This window comes from Noviherbaspirillum aridicola (genome assembly GCF_019656455.1).
GTDB lineage: Bacteria > Pseudomonadota > Gammaproteobacteria > Burkholderiales > Burkholderiaceae_D > Noviherbaspirillum > Noviherbaspirillum aridicola.
Genome location: NZ_BPMK01000003.1, coordinates 167,418 through 183,143, shown reverse-complemented (window position 1 = coordinate 183,143; position 15,726 = coordinate 167,418). Strand labels below are relative to the sequence as shown.

Genomic DNA, 15,726 nt, shown 5'->3' with positions numbered 1-15,726 from the left:
TCTTATACCAGTACGCGTTCGATGCCGCCGTTGTTGGCCCGTGCCACATACTCGGGCAGCCAGTTCTCGCCGAGCAGGTGGCGCGCCATTTCGATCACGATGTAATCGGCGCTGGTGCCGGCGTCCTCGTTGTAGCGCGACAGGCCCTGGAAGCAGGACGGGCAGGAGGTCAGAATCTTCACCTGGCCGTCGAAACCGTCGTCGCGCAGCTTGCCGGCGCCCTTGCGCATTTCTTCTTCCTTGCGGAAGCGCACCTGGGTCGAAATGTCCGGCCGGCTCACGCCGAAGGTGCCGGATTCGCCGCAGCAGCGGTCGTTCTTCTCGATCTTCTGCGCGTCGGCGGTGGTGATCAGCGCGTTCACCGTCTTCAGCGGATCCTGCTGCTTCATCGGGCTGTGGCAGGGGTCGTGGTACATGTAGCGCACGCCATTGACGCCTTCCAGCCTGACGCCCTTCTCCAGCAGATACTCGTGGATGTCGATGATGCGGCAGCCGGGGAAGATCTTCTCGAATTCATAGCTCTGCAGCTGGTCGTAGCAGGTGCCGCAGGAAACCACCACGGTCTTGATGTCGAGGTAGTTCAGCGTGTTGGCGACCCGGTGGAACAGCACACGGTTGTCGGTCATCATCTTCTCGGCCTTGTCGTACTGGCCGGCGCCGCGCTGCGGATAGCCGCAGCACAGGTAACCCGGCGGCAGCACGGTCTGCACGCCGACGTGCCACAGCATCGCCTGGGTCGCGAGGCCGACCTGCGAGAACAGCCGCTCCGAGCCGCAGCCCGGGAAGTAGAACACCGCTTCGGTATCGGCGGTGGTCTGCTTCGGATCGCGGATGATCGGCACGATCTTGTCGTCCTCGATGTCGAGCAGCGCGCGCGCCGTCTTCTTCGGCAGATTGCCCGGCATCTTCTTGTTGATGAAGTGGATCACCTGCTCCTTCACCGGCGGCTTGCCGTGCGTGGCCGGCGGCGCCTTGGTCTGCTTCTTCGCGAACTTCTTGAGCATGTCGTTGGCCAGGCGCTGGGCCTTGAAGCCGATGCCGGTCATCGCCTGCCGGGTCGCGTTGATGGTCGCCGGGTCGGTCGCATTCAGGAAGAACATCGCGGTCGCGGTGCCCGGATTGAAGGACTTCTTGCCCATCTTGCGCAGCAGGTTGCGCATGTTCATCGACACGTCGCCGAAGTCGATGTCGACCGGGCACGGCGTGAAGCACTTGTGGCACACGGTGCAGTGATCGGCCACGTCCTCGAATTCTTCCCAGTGCTTGATCGACACGCCGCGGCGGGTCTGCTCTTCATACAGGAAGGCTTCGACCAGCAGCGAAGTCGCGAGGATCTTGTTGCGCGGCGAGTAGAGCAGGTTCGCGCGCGGCACATGGGTCGAGCAGACCGGCTTGCACTTGCCGCAGCGCAGGCAGTCCTTGACGCTGTTGGCGATTGCGCCGATGTCGCTCTGCTGCATGATCAGCGACTCATGGCCCATCAGGCCGAAGGACGGCGTGTAGGCATTGCGCAGGTCGGACGGCATGGCCGGGTCGTTGAGCAGCTTGCCCTTGTTGAAGCGGCCCTCCGGGTCGACGCGCAGCTTGTAGTCGCGGAAATCGCGCAGCTCGTCCTCGGTGAGGAATTCCAGCTTGGTGATGCCGATGCCGTGCTCGCCGGAGATCACGCCATTGAGCGAACGCGCGAGCACCATGATGCGCGCCACCGCGGCATGCGCATCCTGCAGCATCTCGTAGTTGTCCGAGTTGACCGGGATGTTGGTATGCACGTTGCCGTCGCCGGCGTGCATGTGCAGCGCGACGAACACGCGGCTGCGCAGCACGCGCTTGTGCAGCGCATTGCACTCCTCGAGAATGAGCTTGAAGGCGGCACCGTTGAAGATCTGGCGCAGCGGCGCGCGCAGCTCGGCCTTCCACGACACGCGGATGGTCCGGTCCTGCAGCACATGGAACAGCGCGGCATCCGGCTGCCGCTGCAGGCGCTCGTCGATCCAGGTCATCGGCACGCCGAGCGCGGCGAGATCATCGTGCGCGGCCTTGAGCGGCTTGTCGAGATTGGCGAGCAGGTACTGCCAGCGCGCGCCGGCGAGATCGACCAGCTGGCGGGCCTGCACCACGCGGTCTTCCAGCAGCTCCTCGGCGGGAATGGCGGCGTCGGCATCCTCGCTCTTGCCGACCGGCAGATGGCTGCAGGCGAAGAACCTGCGCAGCTCTTCGACCAGCTGCAGCTTGTTCTTGATCGACAGTTCGATGTTGATGCGCTCGATGCCGTCGGTGTACTCGCCCATGCGGTCGAGCGGAATCACCACGTCTTCGTTGATCTTGAACGCATTGGTGTGCTTGGCGATCGCGGCCGTGCGGGCGCGGTCGAGCCAGAATTTCTTGCGCGCCTCGGGGCTGACGGCGACGAAGCCCTCGCCCACGCGGGTATTGGCCATGCGGATCACTTCCGAGGCGGCGCGTGCGACGGCTTCCTCGTCGTCGCCGACGATGTCGCCGATCAGCGCCATCTTGGGCAGCACGCCGCGCCTGGACTTGGTCGCATAACCGACCGCGCGCAGGTAGCGCTCGTCCAGATGCTCGAGGCCGGCGAGGATCGCCCCGCCCTTCTTCGCCTCGGCGTCGAGGAAGTCCTTGATCTCGACGATGGACGGAATCGCGTCGCGGGCCTGGCCGAAGAATTCGAGGCAGACCGTGCGCGCATGCCTGGGCATCCGGTGCAGGATCCAGCGCGCGGAAGTGATCAGGCCGTCGGTGCCTTCCTTCTGGATGCCGGGCAGGCCGGCAAGGAATTTGTCGGTGACATCCTTGCCCAGGCCTTCCTTGCGGAAGCGGCGTCCTTCGATTTCCAGGTATTCGGTGCGGAAGGGTTCGCTGCGGCGCCCCTTTTCCGCCGGATGCGACCACTCCAGCCTGAACTTCGCCATCGGCGCGTCGTGGATCTTGCCGAGGTTATGGCCGATGCGGGTGACTTCCAGCCAGTCGCCGTTGGGGTCGACCATGCGCCAGCTGGCGAGGTTGTCGAGCGCGGTGCCCCACAGGACGGCCTTCTTGCCGCCGGCGTTCATCGCGATATTGCCGCCGATGCAGGAAGCTTCCGCCGAGGTCGGATCGACTGCGAACACGAAGCCGGCCTTTTCCGCCGCGTCCGATACCCGCTTGGTGACCACGCCGGCGCCGGTATAGATCGTCGCGTACTCGCGGCCGACTTCCGGCAGCGCGGTCATTTCGACCGCGCCGAGTTGCTCCAGCTTTTCGGTGTTGATCACGGCCGACATCGGCGTCAGCGGCACGGCGCCGCCGGTGTAGCCGGTGCCGCCTCCGCGCGGGATGATGGTCAGGCCGAGTTCGATGCAGGCCTTGACCAGGCCGGCCATCTCGTCCTCGGTATCCGGCGTCAGCACCACGAACGGATACTCGACGCGCCAGTCGGTGGCGTCGGTCACGTGCGAGACGCGCGACAGGCCATCGAACTTGATGTTGTCCTTGGCGGTGTAGCGGGCCAGCACCCGGGTGGCGCGCTTGCGCAGTTCCTGCATCCTGCGGAATTCGTCGCCGAAGTCGGCGACCGCCTTGCGGGCCGCCTTCAGCAGCGACTCGACCGCCACGCTGCGGCGCCTGGCGTTGGCATCGCCCGCCTCGGCCAGGTCGCTGGTCAGGCGGCGCTTTTCGACTTCATTCAGGCGGTGGTTCAGCGCATCGATCAGCGCGTCGCGGCGGCGCGGATTGTCGAGCAGGTCGTCCTGCAGATAGGGATTGCGGCGCACGACCCAGATATCGCCCAGCACCTCGTACAGCATGCGCGCGGAGCGGCCGGTCTGGCGCTCGCTGCGCAGCTCGTCCAGCAGCCGCCACGCGTCCTCGCCGAGCAGGCGGATGACGATTTCGCGGTCGGAGAACGAGGTGTAGTTGTAGGGGATTTCACGCAGGCGCGACGGAGCAGCGTCGGTCTGCGCATCGGAAAGCAGGGCCTGGATTTGTGCTGGGGCGTTCATCTGGGGTGGTGCGCTGATCTAAAGGCGCATTTTAGCGTATTGCCATGCGGCGGACTTCAACAGCCTTACTTCGTGCATGGCTAAATCATTGAATATGTTGGATTCTTTTCCAAACAGTCAAAACAGGTTGGCAAGATCGCGCCAGAAGCCGTCGGGAACCCAGAGCAGCGCGGCGGTCATCGTCAGGTAGCGCAGGAATTTGCCGACCCCCATGTAGAAGATCGATGGCCAGAATGGCAACTTGAGCCAGCCCGCCAGCGTGCAGATCGGATCGCCGACGCCGGGCAGCCAGGACAGCAGCATGGTCTTGGCGCCGTAGCGCTGCAGCCAGCCGAACCAGCGGCTTTCGCGCTCCCTGGCGAAGGCCTGCTTCGCGCCATAGCCCATCCAGTAGTCGATCGCGCCGCCGATGGTATTGCCGACGGTGGCGACCAGGATGGTTGGCCAGAACATCGCCTCGTTCGCCTTCACCACCGCGAACACCGCGGGCTCCGAACCCATCGGCAGCAGCGTGGCGGACAGCAGGCTGATCAGGAAAACGGACGTGAGGCCGACTTCGGGAACCGCGAGGACGTCGAACAGCCAGCGGATTGCCGTTTCGATCATGAATGGATGAGAGTTGACGAGGGGCGTCCATTATAATGACGAGTTCCCTTGCGCGCCGCGTCGGGAACCGAACAACGCACTGGCCCATGACAACCGACTATCTCAAGAAGATCCTCACTGCCCGCGTCTACGACGTCGCGGTCGAATCGCCGCTGGAGCTCGCCCCCACCCTGTCCGAGCGGATGGGCAACCGAATTCACCTCAAGCGCGAGGACATGCAGAGCGTCTTCAGCTTCAAGCTGCGCGGCGCCTACAACAAGATGGCGCATCTCAGCCCGGCGCAGCTCAAGCGCGGCGTGATCTGCGCCTCGGCCGGCAACCACGCGCAGGGCGTGGCGCTCTCCGCCAGCCGTCTCGGCTGCCGCGCGGTGATCGTGATGCCGACCACCACCCCGCCGGTCAAGATCGAAGCGGTGAAGGCGCGCGGCGGCGAGGTCGTGCTGTTCGGCGATTCCTATACCGACGCCTACAACCACGCGCTGACGCTGGAAAAGAAGCACAAGCTGACCTTCGTCCATCCCTTCGACGATCCCGACGTGATCGCCGGCCAGGGCACCATCGGCATGGAGATCCTGCGCCAGCATCCGGGGCCGATACACGCGATCTTCGCGGCCATCGGCGGCGGCGGCCTGATCTCCGGCGTGGCGGCCTACGTCAAGGCGGTGCGGCCGGACATCAAGATCATCGGCGTGCAGTCGACCGACTCCGACGCCATGGCGCGCAGCCTGAAGGCGGGCCGCCGCGTCGCGCTGCCGGACGTCGGCCTGTTCTGCGACGGCACCGCGGTCAAGCTGGTCGGCGAGGAGACTTTCCGCCTCGCGAAGCAGTATGTGGACGACGTGATCCTGGTCGACACCGATGCGGTCTGCGCCGCGCTCAAGGATGTGTTCCAGGACACGCGCAGCATCCTCGAGCCCTCCGGCGCGCTGGCGGTGGCCGGCGCCAAGGAATACATCGAGCGCTCGCGCGCCTCCAAGAAGCCGCTGCGCAACGAGAACCTCGTCACCATCGCCTGCGGCGCCAACATGAACTTCGACCGCCTGCGCTTCGTCGCCGACCGCGCCGAGGTGGGCGAGGCGCGCGAAGCCGTGTTCGCGGTCACGATTCCCGAGGAGCGCGGCAGCTTCAGGCGCTTCTGCGAGCTGACCGGCCCGCGCAACGTGACCGAGTTCGTCTACCGCATCAGCGACGAAAAGACCGCGCACGTATTCGTCGGCCTGCAGATCTCGAGCAGCGAGGAGCCCGGCCGCATCACGAAGAACTATGAGAAGCACGGCTTCAGGACGCTGGACCTGACCCATGACGAACTGGCCAAGCTGCACATCCGTCATCTGGTGGGCGGCAAGAGTCCGCTGGCGCACGACGAACTGCTGTATCGCTTCGAATTCCCCGAGCGCCCGGGCGCGCTGATGCGCTTCCTCGACTGCATGGCGCCCAACTGGAACATCAGCCTGTTCCATTACCGCAACCAGGGCGGCGACGTCGGGCGCATCCTGGTCGGCCTGCAGGTGCCGAAAAAGGAAATGAAGGCCTTCCGCAACTTCCTCTCCGGGCTCGGCTACCGCTACTGGGACGAAAGCGAGAACCCGGCGTACAAGCTGTTCCTGTAATCCCCGGACCGGGCGAACGCCAGCCGCCCGGTCCTGTCTATTGGTATTTTCGTATGACCACCCCCAACCAGCCGGATGCCTCGCCGCTCGGCAAACCCACTGCGTATCAGGCGGAGTACTCGCCGGCGCTGCTGTTTCCGATCCCGCGCCAGGCCAAGCGCGAGGAAATCGGCATCAGCGGCACCCTGCCCTTCTTCGGCATGGACATCTGGAACGCCTATGAGCTGTCGTGGCTGAACATGCGCGGCAAGCCGCAGGTGGCGGTCGGTACTTTCATGGTGCCCGCCGACTCTCCCAACATCATCGAATCGAAGTCGCTCAAGCTCTACCTGAATTCCTTCAACCAGACCCGGGTCGCGAGTCCGGAAGCTTTGGCCGACATGCTGCGCGCCGATCTCTCCGACGGCTTCGGCAGTTCCGTCCAGGTCAGGCTGACCCTGCCCGATGCCTTCGGCAACCTGAAGATGGGCGAACTCGAAGGCTTGCTGCTGGACCGCCTCGACATCGATGTGGACACTTACACGCCGGACCCGTCCCTGCTCGTCGCCAGGTTCGATGAATCGCCGGTCGAGGAAGTGCTGGTGTCGCATCTGCTGAAGTCGAACTGCCTCGTGACCGGCCAGCCCGACTGGGGCAGCGTGCAGATCCGCTACGTCGGACCGCCGATCGACCAGGAAAGCCTGCTGCGCTACCTGATCGGCTTCCGCAATCACAACGAATTCCACGAACAGTGCGTGGAACGGGTGTTCATGGATATCCTGCGCCGGTGCAAGCCACAGAAACTTGCGGTGTACGCGCGATACACGCGGCGCGGCGGTCTTGACATCAATCCCTGGCGCACCAACTTCAGCACCGGGCAGCGGCCTTCGAACGATCGCAACGCGAGGCAGTGAGCGCTTGCAATTCTGGCCGGAAAACTTTTCCGGCCGTCGGCGGTCGAAGCGCCACGCGTGTGGCAGTTATGACGCGACGCGTTCGGCGCGCATGGGTTTCATGTCCGGCATCAATGGACAGGGCGGATGCAATCCTAAGCTGTAGATTGCGCATTCGCCGAAGAGGCCTATAATGCGTCTCGACACCGTGTTTTGTGCAGTGCACCATAGGCTTTTCCCAAAATGACCAATCTGGCAAAAATCCTGTCAGCCAAGAATGTGGTTCTCGACCTCGAGGTCTCGAGCAAGAAGCGCGCATTCGAGCAGGCGGGGTTGATCTTTGAAAACAACTGCGGCATTGCACGCTCGGTTGTGTCGGACAACCTGTTCGCGAGGGAGCGCCTCGGCTCCACCGGACTTGGCCACGGCGTTGCAGTGCCGCATGGCCGGATCAAGGGCCTCAAGTCCCCGCTCGCAGCCTTCGTCAGGCTCAAGGAAGCGATTCCCTTCGAGTCGCCCGACGGCCAGCCGGTGAGCCTGCTGGTCTTCCTGCTGATTCCGGACCACGTGACCCAGCAGCATCTCGAAATCCTGTCCGAGATCGCCGAAATGTTCTCCGACCAGGCCTTCCGCCAGCAACTGGCCACCGACCCCGACGCGGCTTCCGTCCACGCCCGCATCCTCGCGTGGCAGCCGAGCATCCACGCCTGACCGCACACCGGGCATGCCGACGTCCACCCACCTGACCATACAGCAGCTGTTCGACGACACCCGCGAGGCGCTGCAGCTGGGCTGGTTCGCCGGCTTCCCCGGCGGCGAGCGGCGCATCTCGGGCGACGCCACGTCCGCGGCGGACCAGGTCGGTCACCTGAACCTGATCCACCCCGGACGACTGCAGGTCTTCGGCCAGCAGGAAATCCAGTACTACAACAAGCTCTCCCCCGCCTCGCGCAAGTACCAGACCGAAGAGCTGGTCAACGGCGAACCGCCGGCCTTCATCATCGCCGAGGGACTGGAAACGCCGCCCTACATCCTCGCCGTCTGCGACGAGACCAACATCCCGCTGTTTTCGACGCCGCTGCCGGCGGCCCAGGTGATCGACTACCTGCGCGTCTACCTGTCCAAGGAGCTGGCGCAACGGGTGACGATGCACGGCGTATTCATGGACGTGCTCGGCGTCGGCGTGCTGATCACCGGCGAATCCGGGCTGGGCAAGAGCGAACTCGGTCTCGAACTCATTTCGCGCAACCACGGCCTGGTCGCCGACGACGCGGTCGAGTTCGCGCGCATCGCGCCGAACATGATCGAAGGCCGCTGCCCGCCGCTGCTGCAGAATCTGCTCGAAGTCCGCGGTCTCGGCCTGCTCGACATCAAGACCATCTTCGGCGAGACGGCGGTGCGCCGCAAGATGCGGCTCAAGCTGATCGTGCACCTGGTCCGCCGCAGCACGCTCGAGGAAAACTACGAGCGCCTGCCCCTGCACTCGCAGACCGAGGAAGTGCTCGGCCTGCCGATCCGCAAGGTGGTGATCCCGGTCGAAGCCGGCCGCAACCTCGCCGTGCTGCTCGAAGCCGCGGTGCGCAACACCATCCTGCAGCTGCGCGGCATCGACACGCTCAAGGAATTCATGGAGCGCCAGCAAAAGGCGATGGGCAACGAATAGGCGCAGGCAGGGCCGGCCGCCGACGAGCGATTGCCGGAACCTTACGGTATGATTGCCGCCATGCGCATCATTCTCATCACCGGCATCTCCGGCTCGGGCAAATCCGTCGGCCTCAACGCCCTCGAGGACGCCGGCTATTTCTGCGTCGACAACCTGCCTCCCAAGCTGCTGCGACAACTCGTCGCCACCCGCATGGAAGAAGGCGGCGAGACGCTGGCGGTGGCGATGGATGCGCGCAGCGCCGACTCCCTGCTCAGCCTGCCCGGCGACATCCGCCAGCTCAAGCAGGACGGTCATGACGTCAAGGTGCTGTTCCTGACGGCGAAGACCGAATCCCTGATCACCCGCTTTTCCGAAACCCGCCGCAGTCATCCGCTGTCGCACCGCTTCCGTCCTCCCGGCAGCAACGAACAGCCGACGCTGACCGAATGCATACAGCTCGAACGCGAGATCATGTCCGGCATCGAGGGCGTCGGTCACGTGATCGACACTTCCGGCCTGTCGGCCAACAAGCTGCGGGCCTGGATCAAGGACCTGGTGGAGACCGAAAGGACGCCGCTGACGCTGCTGTTCGAGTCCTTTGCGTTCAAGTTCGGCGTGCCGCTCGATGCCGACATGGTATTCGATGTACGCGTGCTGCCGAATCCGTATTACGACACCGCGCTGCGCCCCTTCAACGGCCGCGACGAACCGGTGATCGCCTTTCTCGACTCGCAGGCCCATGTCGCCGAACTGCTGGCCGACATCCGCACCTTCATCGAGAAGTGGCTGCCCTCATTCAAGAATGACAACCGGAGCTATCTGACGGTCGCCATCGGCTGCACCGGCGGCCAGCACCGCTCGGTCTACATGGTCGAGCAGCTGGCCCGACACTTCCGCGCGAGCGAGCGTGTGCTCGTGCGCCACCGCGAACTCTCCTGACGCGTACACCGCACTCCTTCCCATCATGCTGCCGCAAACCGAGGCCTGGCTGCCGCTGTTCCCGCTCAATACCGTGCTCTTCCCGCAGGGCGTGCTGCCGCTGCGGGTATTCGAGACGCGCTATATCGACATGGTGCGCGAATGCATGAAGCAGGAGCGGCCTTTCGGAGTGGTGCTCATACGCGCGGGGCAGGAGGTCGGCGCCGCCGCCGAGCCGGAACGGGTCGGCACGCTGGCCCACATGCGCGACTGGGACATGGCGCAGCTCGGCCTCATGAGCCTGGTGACCGAGGGCGGCGAACGCTTTCGCATCGAGGACACGCGCGTGCTGCCGGACCAGCGGCTGGAAGCAAGGGTTCACATGCTCGCGCCGGACGGCATGCCCGCGGCGGATGCGCTGCACGTGGCCTGCGCCGGCGCGCTCAAGACCGTGATCGAAAACGTCGAGCGTCAGGGTCGCGCCGAGCAGGGGAAAGACTTCATCAGTCCGTTCTCGCAGCCGCTGCGCCTCGACAGCGCGGGCTGGGTCGCCAATCGCTGGTGCGAACTGCTGCCGATTCCACTCAAGGCGCGGCAGGCGCTGCTGGAACTCGAGGACCCGCGCTCGCGCCTCGAAGTGGTGCACCAGTTCCTGACCCAGCACGGCATCATCTGAGCTTTCGATAGCAAAGCGTCAATCGCTTCCCGCCCGCCTCGCCGCGGCGACGGCCCTATATCAAACCCGTTTGTCGGTGCGCAAAATCGGCGCCATGCATTCATAGGATAAATGCAGGAGTCGTTTCGTCCGCAGTTCCACTCCCCTGGCAAACTCTTCCGCAGGGCCCATCAGGTACCATCTTGAGCGCTTTTCGAATGTTAATGGATGATGCACGCGAGACCTTAAGGTCCGAGTCGATCAACCGGCGACGGACCATCAAGCCGGTACGGATGCCGCAGGTGTCCCCGATCGGCCTGATTTCGCTGCTGTATGCGCTCAGCCTGTTCGTCTTCTACCGGCAGGGCTTCATCAGCGGCGGCAGCTTCGTGCTCATCGCGATGGTCGTGGTCGCCAGCGTCGCCGGCTTCCATCTGCTGTTCCGCTTCGGCCATCACACCCGCTACCGCGATCCCAGCCTGATGCTGCCGCAGCTCGTGGTGTCGCTGGCAATCATGCTGACCGTCGCCTGGCTGGAGCGTCCGACCCAGATCGCGCTGGTGCCTTTCATGCTGATCGCCTTCTCGTTCGGGATCTTCCGCCTGACGACGCTGTCGCTGATCATGCTGTCGGCAGTCTGCCTGAGCGCCTATCTCGCCATCATCCTGCTGCGGGGCCAGGCCGAGGGCCATGACTTCGTGTTCCGCGCTGACCTCGTGCAGTGGTGCGTGCTGGCGCTGACGCTGCCCGGCATGATCCTGGTCGGCAAGCAGATCCAGAACATGCGGCAGCTGCTGCGCGCCACCCGCTACCAGCTCGAGCACTATGAGGAAAAATCGGTGCGCGACGAGCTGACCGGCCTTTACAACCGGCGCCAGCTGCAGACCGAACTCGAGCAGGCCAGGCTGCATGCGCAGACCCGCGCTGTGCCGTTCTGCATCTGCCTGATCGACATCGACCGCTTCAAGCAGATCAACGACAACTGCGGCCACCTCGCGGGCGACACCATCATCAGGGAATTCGCGAAGACCGCGCGCGACTGCATCCGCGACACCGACGTCCTCGGCCGCTACGGCGGAGATGAATTCCTGCAGATCCTGCCCGACACCGACCTCAAGGGCGCGGTCATGCATGCCGAGCGGCTGCGCGTGTATGCCCACTTCCTCGACTTCCAGAAAGTGCTGCCGCAAAAGCATATCTCGCTGTCGATCGGCGTCGCCGAGTACCGGCCGGGCGAGAAGATCACCGACCTGATCGCGCGCGCCGACGCCGCGCTCTACCGCGCCAAGCAGCTCGGACGCAACCGGGTGGAGTGGTCAACCGAGCAGGTCGCCGCTCCGGAATGCAGCCAGCAGTAGCTTCTTCACCGGCGCCGGCAGCGGCGCATCCTCCAGCCGGGCAACCGGGTACCAGACATGCGCACCGTCCGACGCCAGGCCCGCGCGCCCGCGCAGCCGCATCCGCCAGGGCGCGACATGCAGCTTGAAGTGGGTGAACACATGCGTGAACCGCGACAGTCTTTCACTGTCGCCCGCCTCGCCGAAGCGCGACGCCAGGGCGACGACATCCGCTTCGCCTGCGTCCGCACCCAGTTCCGGCAGCGACAGCAGGCCGCCCCAGATGCCGCTGTCGGGCCGCTGCTCGAGCAGCACCTCGTCGCCGTGCGACAGCACCAGCATCGACGCGTGGCGCTCCGGCACCGTCTTTTTCGGCTTGCGGGCAGGCAGATCGGCTACGCGGTCCTGGGCCAGTGCGACGCAGCGCGGCGCGAGCGGGCATTGCGGGCAGGACGGCCGGCTGCGGGTGCAGATCGTCGCACCCAGATCCATCAGGCCCTGGGTATAGGCCTCCATGCCGGCGGCAGGCAGCAGGCGCTCCGCGCGCAGCCATAGCGCTTCCTCGACCCGCCGCTCGCCCGGAAATCCGTCGATGCCGAAAACCCGGCAAAAGACCCGCTTCACGTTCCCGTCCAGGATCGCCGCGCGCGCGCCGCTCGAAAACGCGGCAATGGCGGCGGCGGTGGAGCGGCCGATGCCCGGCAGCTCCGCCAGCAGGCCGGGATCGACGGGAAAGCGCCCGCCGTATTCGGCCACCACGCGCTGGGCACAGCGGTGCAGGTTGCGCGCGCGGCTGTAATAGCCGAGACCGCTCCAGTGCGCCATCACCTCCTCGGGCGCCGCCGCTGCGAGTGCGGCAACGTCGGGAAAGCGCTGCAGGAACCGCTGGTAGTAGGGAATGGCGGTGGCCACCTGCGTCTGCTGCAGCATGATCTCGGACAGCCAGATGCGGTAGGGATCGCGCGTGTTCTGCCAGGGCAGCGCATGACGGCCGTGCCGCTTCTGCCAGGCGACCACGGCGTCGGCGAAGCCCTCTTCGGCGGCGGAAAAATGCGCGACGCCCGCCGAAGCGGGCGTCGTGTCCAGCAATTTTTTCATCAGGATCCGATCAGGCGGCGGCCCGCAGTTCGGACAGCTCGGAATCGACCGCGCGGCGGAGCTCTGCTTCGAGCGCGGCCAGCTTGTCCTTCTGCGCCTCGAGCTCGGCATGCATCTCTTCCAGCGACCCGAGCTTTTCCTCCAGGTCGTCGGTGGCGACGTGGATCCGCTCGATCGACTGGCGGCGCTTCTTGAGCTGCTGCTTGTGCTCCCAGATCTGCGCTTCCAGCGGCGCCATCACCACCTTCAGCCAGGCCTCGACGTCGCGGTTGGCCTGCAGGAAGCTCTGCTTGACGCGGGATGCGATGGAGTCGAAGAACTTCGACATCAGCGACATCTGCGGCATCGTGAGGATGGCGGCGGCGCCGAACTGCTTGTGGTAGATCCCCTCGATCAGCTCGACTTCCTTGATGTACTTGTCGAGCGAGAACGGCATCGGCGCCGACAGCGCCAGCCCGTGCTCGGTCGAGAACTTCCGGTACATCACCGTCATCATCGCGGTGATTTCCTCGGTCTTGCGCGAGGACTGGTTGAGGTTGTAGCGCACGCGGGTGAAGAACTCCTTCACCGCCGCGCGCAGGCCGGAGGTGAAGCGGCTCTGCTCCATCGCGGTCCGGGTCTCGGCGATGTCCGCCTTGAGCACGTCCATGCCGAGGTTGGTAAAGACCTCGGTCGACAGGCGGGTGAATACCGCGCGCGTGCCCTGCAGCTTGAGCAGGCTGTTGTCGAACTCTTTCTTCTCGAGGTCGACGCGCTTCATCATGTGCTCGATGATGTTCTGGTTCTTGCCGCGCAGGCTGCGCAGCTCGACCAGCTGTTCCACCACGTTGCGGGTGCGCGCGGCCAGCAGCGAATGCGCCGAGGCCGCGAGTTCGTCGATCTCGCCGGCGAGCTGCCTGCGCACGATCTCCTGCTTGCTCGGGATGAGTTCTTCCGACAGCGCCGCCTCCAGCTGCGGCAGCCGGCTCTTCTCAAGCAGGGCGGCATCATGATTGACCTTGGCGACCAGGCCCTTCTGCGCCGAGATGGGAAATACCTGGCCGCGGTCCAGCTCCAGCGTGTGGGCGACGGTCGCCACCTGGCGGTCGATCTGCTCGGCCACCTCGGCCGGGCTGCGCAGCTCGTCCCACATGCTGTCGATCTTGTTGAGCACCACCATGCGCGCCGGTCCGGCGCCGATATGGTCGCGCCAGACATCGATGTCGCTCTTGGTCACGCCGGTGTCGGCGGCCAGCACGTACAGCACGGAATGGGCATTCGGGATCAGGTTGAGCGTGAGCTCGGGCTCGGTGCCGATCGCGTTGAGGCCCGGGGTATCGATGATCACGAGCCCCTGCTTGAGCAGCGGGTGCGGGAAATTGACGATCGCGTGCCGCCACTGCGAAATCTCGACCATGCCGTCCGCATCGACGGACAGTGCCGCATCCGGGTCGTCTTCATGATAGAGGCCGTAGAGCCGCGCCTCGTCGACCGGCACCCGCTTGGTCAGGCTGACCTGCTTGAATGCCTCCAGCATGCCTTCGCCCGAGCTGATGTCGAGCGGCAGCACGGTCCAGACATTGCTCTGCTCCTTGAAGTCGCTGGTCGACGCCGCCTGCGCGCGCGTTTCGATCGGCAGCAGCCGGATGGACGGCGGGAAGGTCTCGTCGTACATCAGCTCCGTCGGGCACATCGTGGTGCGGCCGGCGGACGACGGCAGGATGCGCTGGCCGTAGTCGGCGAAGAAGATGGCGTTGATGAGTTCGGATTTCCCGCGCGAGAATTCGGCGACGAAGGCGATCGACAGCTTGTCGTCGGTCAGGCGTGCGGACAGCCGCGCGAGCCGCTGGTCGCCCGCCGCGTCGGAAAGCTCGGCCGTCTCGATGCCGGCGCGCCAGCGGGCCAGTGCGGCCAGCACGGCATTGCGCCAGCCGCTGTATTCCTGGAACTTCTGTACCAGATTGCTCACGTTTTCCCCGGTGTTCAGAGTGATAGGCAGCAATCTAGCACCCGATCCTACTTTTGACAATTTGGGCAATAGAAGGTGGAACGCTGGCCCTGGGTCAGTTGACGCACGGCGCCGCCGCAGATACGGCAGTCCTCGCCCGCGCGGTCATACACGAAGTACGTCTGCTGGAAGTACCCCGGCCTGCCGTCGGCGGCCCTGAAATCCCGCAGCGTGCTGCCCCCTTTTTCGATCGAAGCGGCGAGAATCTCGCGAATCGCCGCCGCGAGCTTTTCATAGCGCGCCAGCCCGATGCGATGTGCCGCGGTCCTGGGATTGATGCCCGCCCGGAACAGGCTTTCCGATGCATATATATTGCCGACGCCGACGACAATGTCTCCCGCAAGCAACACCTGCTTGATCGGCGCGGCACGCCGGCGGGTCATCCTGTACAGCAGGGCGCCGTCGAATCCCTCCTCCAGCGGCTCGACACCGAGGCCGCGCAGCAGCAGGTGCTCCTCCAGCGCCCCCTCCTCGACGCCATGCCAGAGCACGGCACCGAAACGGCGGGGGTCTGTCATACGCAGCATGACATCGCCGAGCACCAGGTCGACATGATCGTGTTTCTGCGGCGGCGTGCCCGCCGGCAGGATGCGCAGGTGGCCGGACATGCCGAGATGCATGATCAGCGTGCCGTGCGCGAACCGGATCAGCAGGTATTTGCCGCGGCGCCCGGTGGACAGGATGCGCCGTCCGCGCAGCAGATCCGGCAACCGCGGCGGAAAAGGCCAGCGCAGGCCGGTATGGCGCAGGATGACATCGCTTACCTCGCGCTCCTCCAGGTGCGGTGCGACACCGCGGCGGGTGACTTCGACTTCGGGCAATTCGGGCATGGAAGGCTGGCTTTTTGCAGAATGACAAATTTGACGCCGCGCGGCCGTGCTATCTCTACGCGACACGCCGGCGGCCGGAAAAAAACGGATCGCGGGGAACACCGCGCGACTCCCCGCCACCAACCAGCAGGCGGGACGGGCAGGACAGGCAAGGCGGCGCGGGCGCGTCCGCC

12 protein-coding genes are annotated in these 15,726 nt (G+C 65.1%); 7 read left to right on the top strand and 5 right to left on the bottom strand.

All coding sequences use genetic code 11. The features are described 5' to 3' along the window. Positions 1 to 2 precede the first annotated feature (2 nt). Complete coding sequence (locus NCCP691_RS04470; RefSeq protein ID WP_220807048.1) at positions 3 to 3,995, bottom strand: DUF3683 domain-containing protein; 3,993 nt, start codon at positions 3,993 to 3,995, stop codon at positions 3 to 5. A gap of 117 nt (positions 3,996 to 4,112) precedes the next feature. Beyond that, positions 4,113 to 4,601 carry a YqaA family protein gene (locus NCCP691_RS04465; protein ID WP_220807047.1) on the bottom strand — a complete coding sequence of 163 codons (489 nt, stop codon included), beginning with the start codon at positions 4,599 to 4,601 and terminating at the stop codon, positions 4,113 to 4,115. Positions 4,602 to 4,687: 86 nt separating this feature from the next. Here NCCP691_RS04465 and ilvA point away from each other — a divergent pair, with 86 nt between their 5' ends. The 7 genes from ilvA to NCCP691_RS04430 all read left to right on the top strand — a co-directional run bounded on the left by ilvA (position 4,688) and on the right by NCCP691_RS04430 (position 11,659). Then, positions 4,688 to 6,211, top strand: coding sequence for a threonine ammonia-lyase, biosynthetic (ilvA, locus tag NCCP691_RS04460; protein ID WP_220807046.1), 1,524 nt, complete (start codon positions 4,688 to 4,690; stop codon positions 6,209 to 6,211). 53 nt (positions 6,212 to 6,264) lie between these two features. Then, positions 6,265 to 7,104 carry an NADPH-dependent 7-cyano-7-deazaguanine reductase QueF gene (gene queF / locus NCCP691_RS04455; RefSeq protein WP_220807045.1) on the top strand — a complete coding sequence of 280 codons (840 nt, stop codon included), beginning with the start codon at positions 6,265 to 6,267 and terminating at the stop codon, positions 7,102 to 7,104. 222 nt (positions 7,105 to 7,326) lie between these two features. Continuing rightward, a complete protein-coding gene (locus tag NCCP691_RS04450; RefSeq protein WP_220807044.1) occupies positions 7,327 to 7,794 on the top strand; it encodes a PTS sugar transporter subunit IIA in 468 nt (155 codons plus the stop codon). 13 nt (positions 7,795 to 7,807) lie between these two features. Next, the gene (hprK, locus tag NCCP691_RS04445) at positions 7,808 to 8,746 is read left to right on the top strand and encodes an HPr(Ser) kinase/phosphatase (protein WP_220807043.1); all 939 of its coding nucleotides are present in this window, start codon (positions 7,808 to 7,810) and stop codon (positions 8,744 to 8,746) included. Positions 8,747 to 8,806: 60 nt separating this feature from the next. After that, entirely contained in the window at positions 8,807 to 9,667 is an 861-nt protein-coding gene (gene rapZ, locus NCCP691_RS04440) for an RNase adapter RapZ (RefSeq protein WP_220807042.1), read from the top strand. 25 nt (positions 9,668 to 9,692) lie between these two features. Further along, the gene (locus NCCP691_RS04435) at positions 9,693 to 10,322 is read left to right on the top strand and encodes an LON peptidase substrate-binding domain-containing protein (protein WP_238482312.1); all 630 of its coding nucleotides are present in this window, start codon (positions 9,693 to 9,695) and stop codon (positions 10,320 to 10,322) included. Positions 10,323 to 10,525: 203 nt separating this feature from the next. Next, a complete protein-coding gene (locus tag NCCP691_RS04430; RefSeq protein ID WP_238482311.1) occupies positions 10,526 to 11,659 on the top strand; it encodes a GGDEF domain-containing protein in 1,134 nt (377 codons plus the stop codon). Here the strand turns inward: NCCP691_RS04430 and mutY are convergent. From mutY to mutM, 3 genes are read right to left on the bottom strand one after another with little or no spacing between them, the layout of a single operon-like run. After that, positions 11,618 to 12,736 (bottom strand): A/G-specific adenine glycosylase, encoded by a 1,119-nt coding sequence (gene mutY, locus NCCP691_RS04425; RefSeq protein WP_220807040.1) that lies wholly within the window; start codon positions 12,734 to 12,736, stop codon positions 11,618 to 11,620. The two genes, NCCP691_RS04430 and mutY, sit on opposite strands and share 42 nt — an antisense overlap. A gap of 10 nt (positions 12,737 to 12,746) precedes the next feature. Beyond that, entirely contained in the window at positions 12,747 to 14,684 is a 1,938-nt protein-coding gene (locus tag NCCP691_RS04420) for a dynamin family protein (RefSeq protein ID WP_220807039.1), read from the bottom strand. 47 nt (positions 14,685 to 14,731) lie between these two features. After that, positions 14,732 to 15,553 (bottom strand): bifunctional DNA-formamidopyrimidine glycosylase/DNA-(apurinic or apyrimidinic site) lyase, encoded by an 822-nt coding sequence (gene mutM, locus NCCP691_RS04415; RefSeq protein WP_220807038.1) that lies wholly within the window; start codon positions 15,551 to 15,553, stop codon positions 14,732 to 14,734. Between the last annotated feature and the right edge of the window lie 173 nt (positions 15,554 to 15,726).

Excerpts from the sequence above, each read along its gene's own strand:
- queF (WP_220807045.1), top strand. The coding sequence starts at position 6,265 with ATGACCACCCCCAACCAGCCGGATGCCTCGCCGCTCGGCAAACCCACT.
- NCCP691_RS04435 (WP_238482312.1), top strand. The coding sequence starts at position 9,693 with ATGCTGCCGCAAACCGAGGCCTGGCTGCCGCTGTTCCCGCTCAATACC.
- NCCP691_RS04470 (WP_220807048.1), bottom strand. The coding sequence starts at position 3,995 with ATGAACGCCCCAGCACAAATCCAGGCCCTGCTTTCCGATGCGCAGACC.
- mutY (WP_220807040.1), bottom strand. The coding sequence starts at position 12,736 with ATGAAAAAATTGCTGGACACGACGCCCGCTTCGGCGGGCGTCGCGCAT.
- mutM (WP_220807038.1), bottom strand. The coding sequence starts at position 15,553 with ATGCCCGAATTGCCCGAAGTCGAAGTCACCCGCCGCGGTGTCGCACCG.
- NCCP691_RS04430 (WP_238482311.1), top strand. The coding sequence starts at position 10,526 with ATGGATGATGCACGCGAGACCTTAAGGTCCGAGTCGATCAACCGGCGA.
- ilvA (WP_220807046.1), top strand. The coding sequence starts at position 4,688 with ATGACAACCGACTATCTCAAGAAGATCCTCACTGCCCGCGTCTACGAC.
- rapZ (WP_220807042.1), top strand. The coding sequence starts at position 8,807 with ATGCGCATCATTCTCATCACCGGCATCTCCGGCTCGGGCAAATCCGTC.
- NCCP691_RS04465 (WP_220807047.1), bottom strand. The coding sequence starts at position 4,601 with ATGATCGAAACGGCAATCCGCTGGCTGTTCGACGTCCTCGCGGTTCCC.
- NCCP691_RS04450 (WP_220807044.1), top strand. The coding sequence starts at position 7,327 with ATGACCAATCTGGCAAAAATCCTGTCAGCCAAGAATGTGGTTCTCGAC.
- hprK (WP_220807043.1), top strand. The coding sequence starts at position 7,808 with ATGCCGACGTCCACCCACCTGACCATACAGCAGCTGTTCGACGACACC.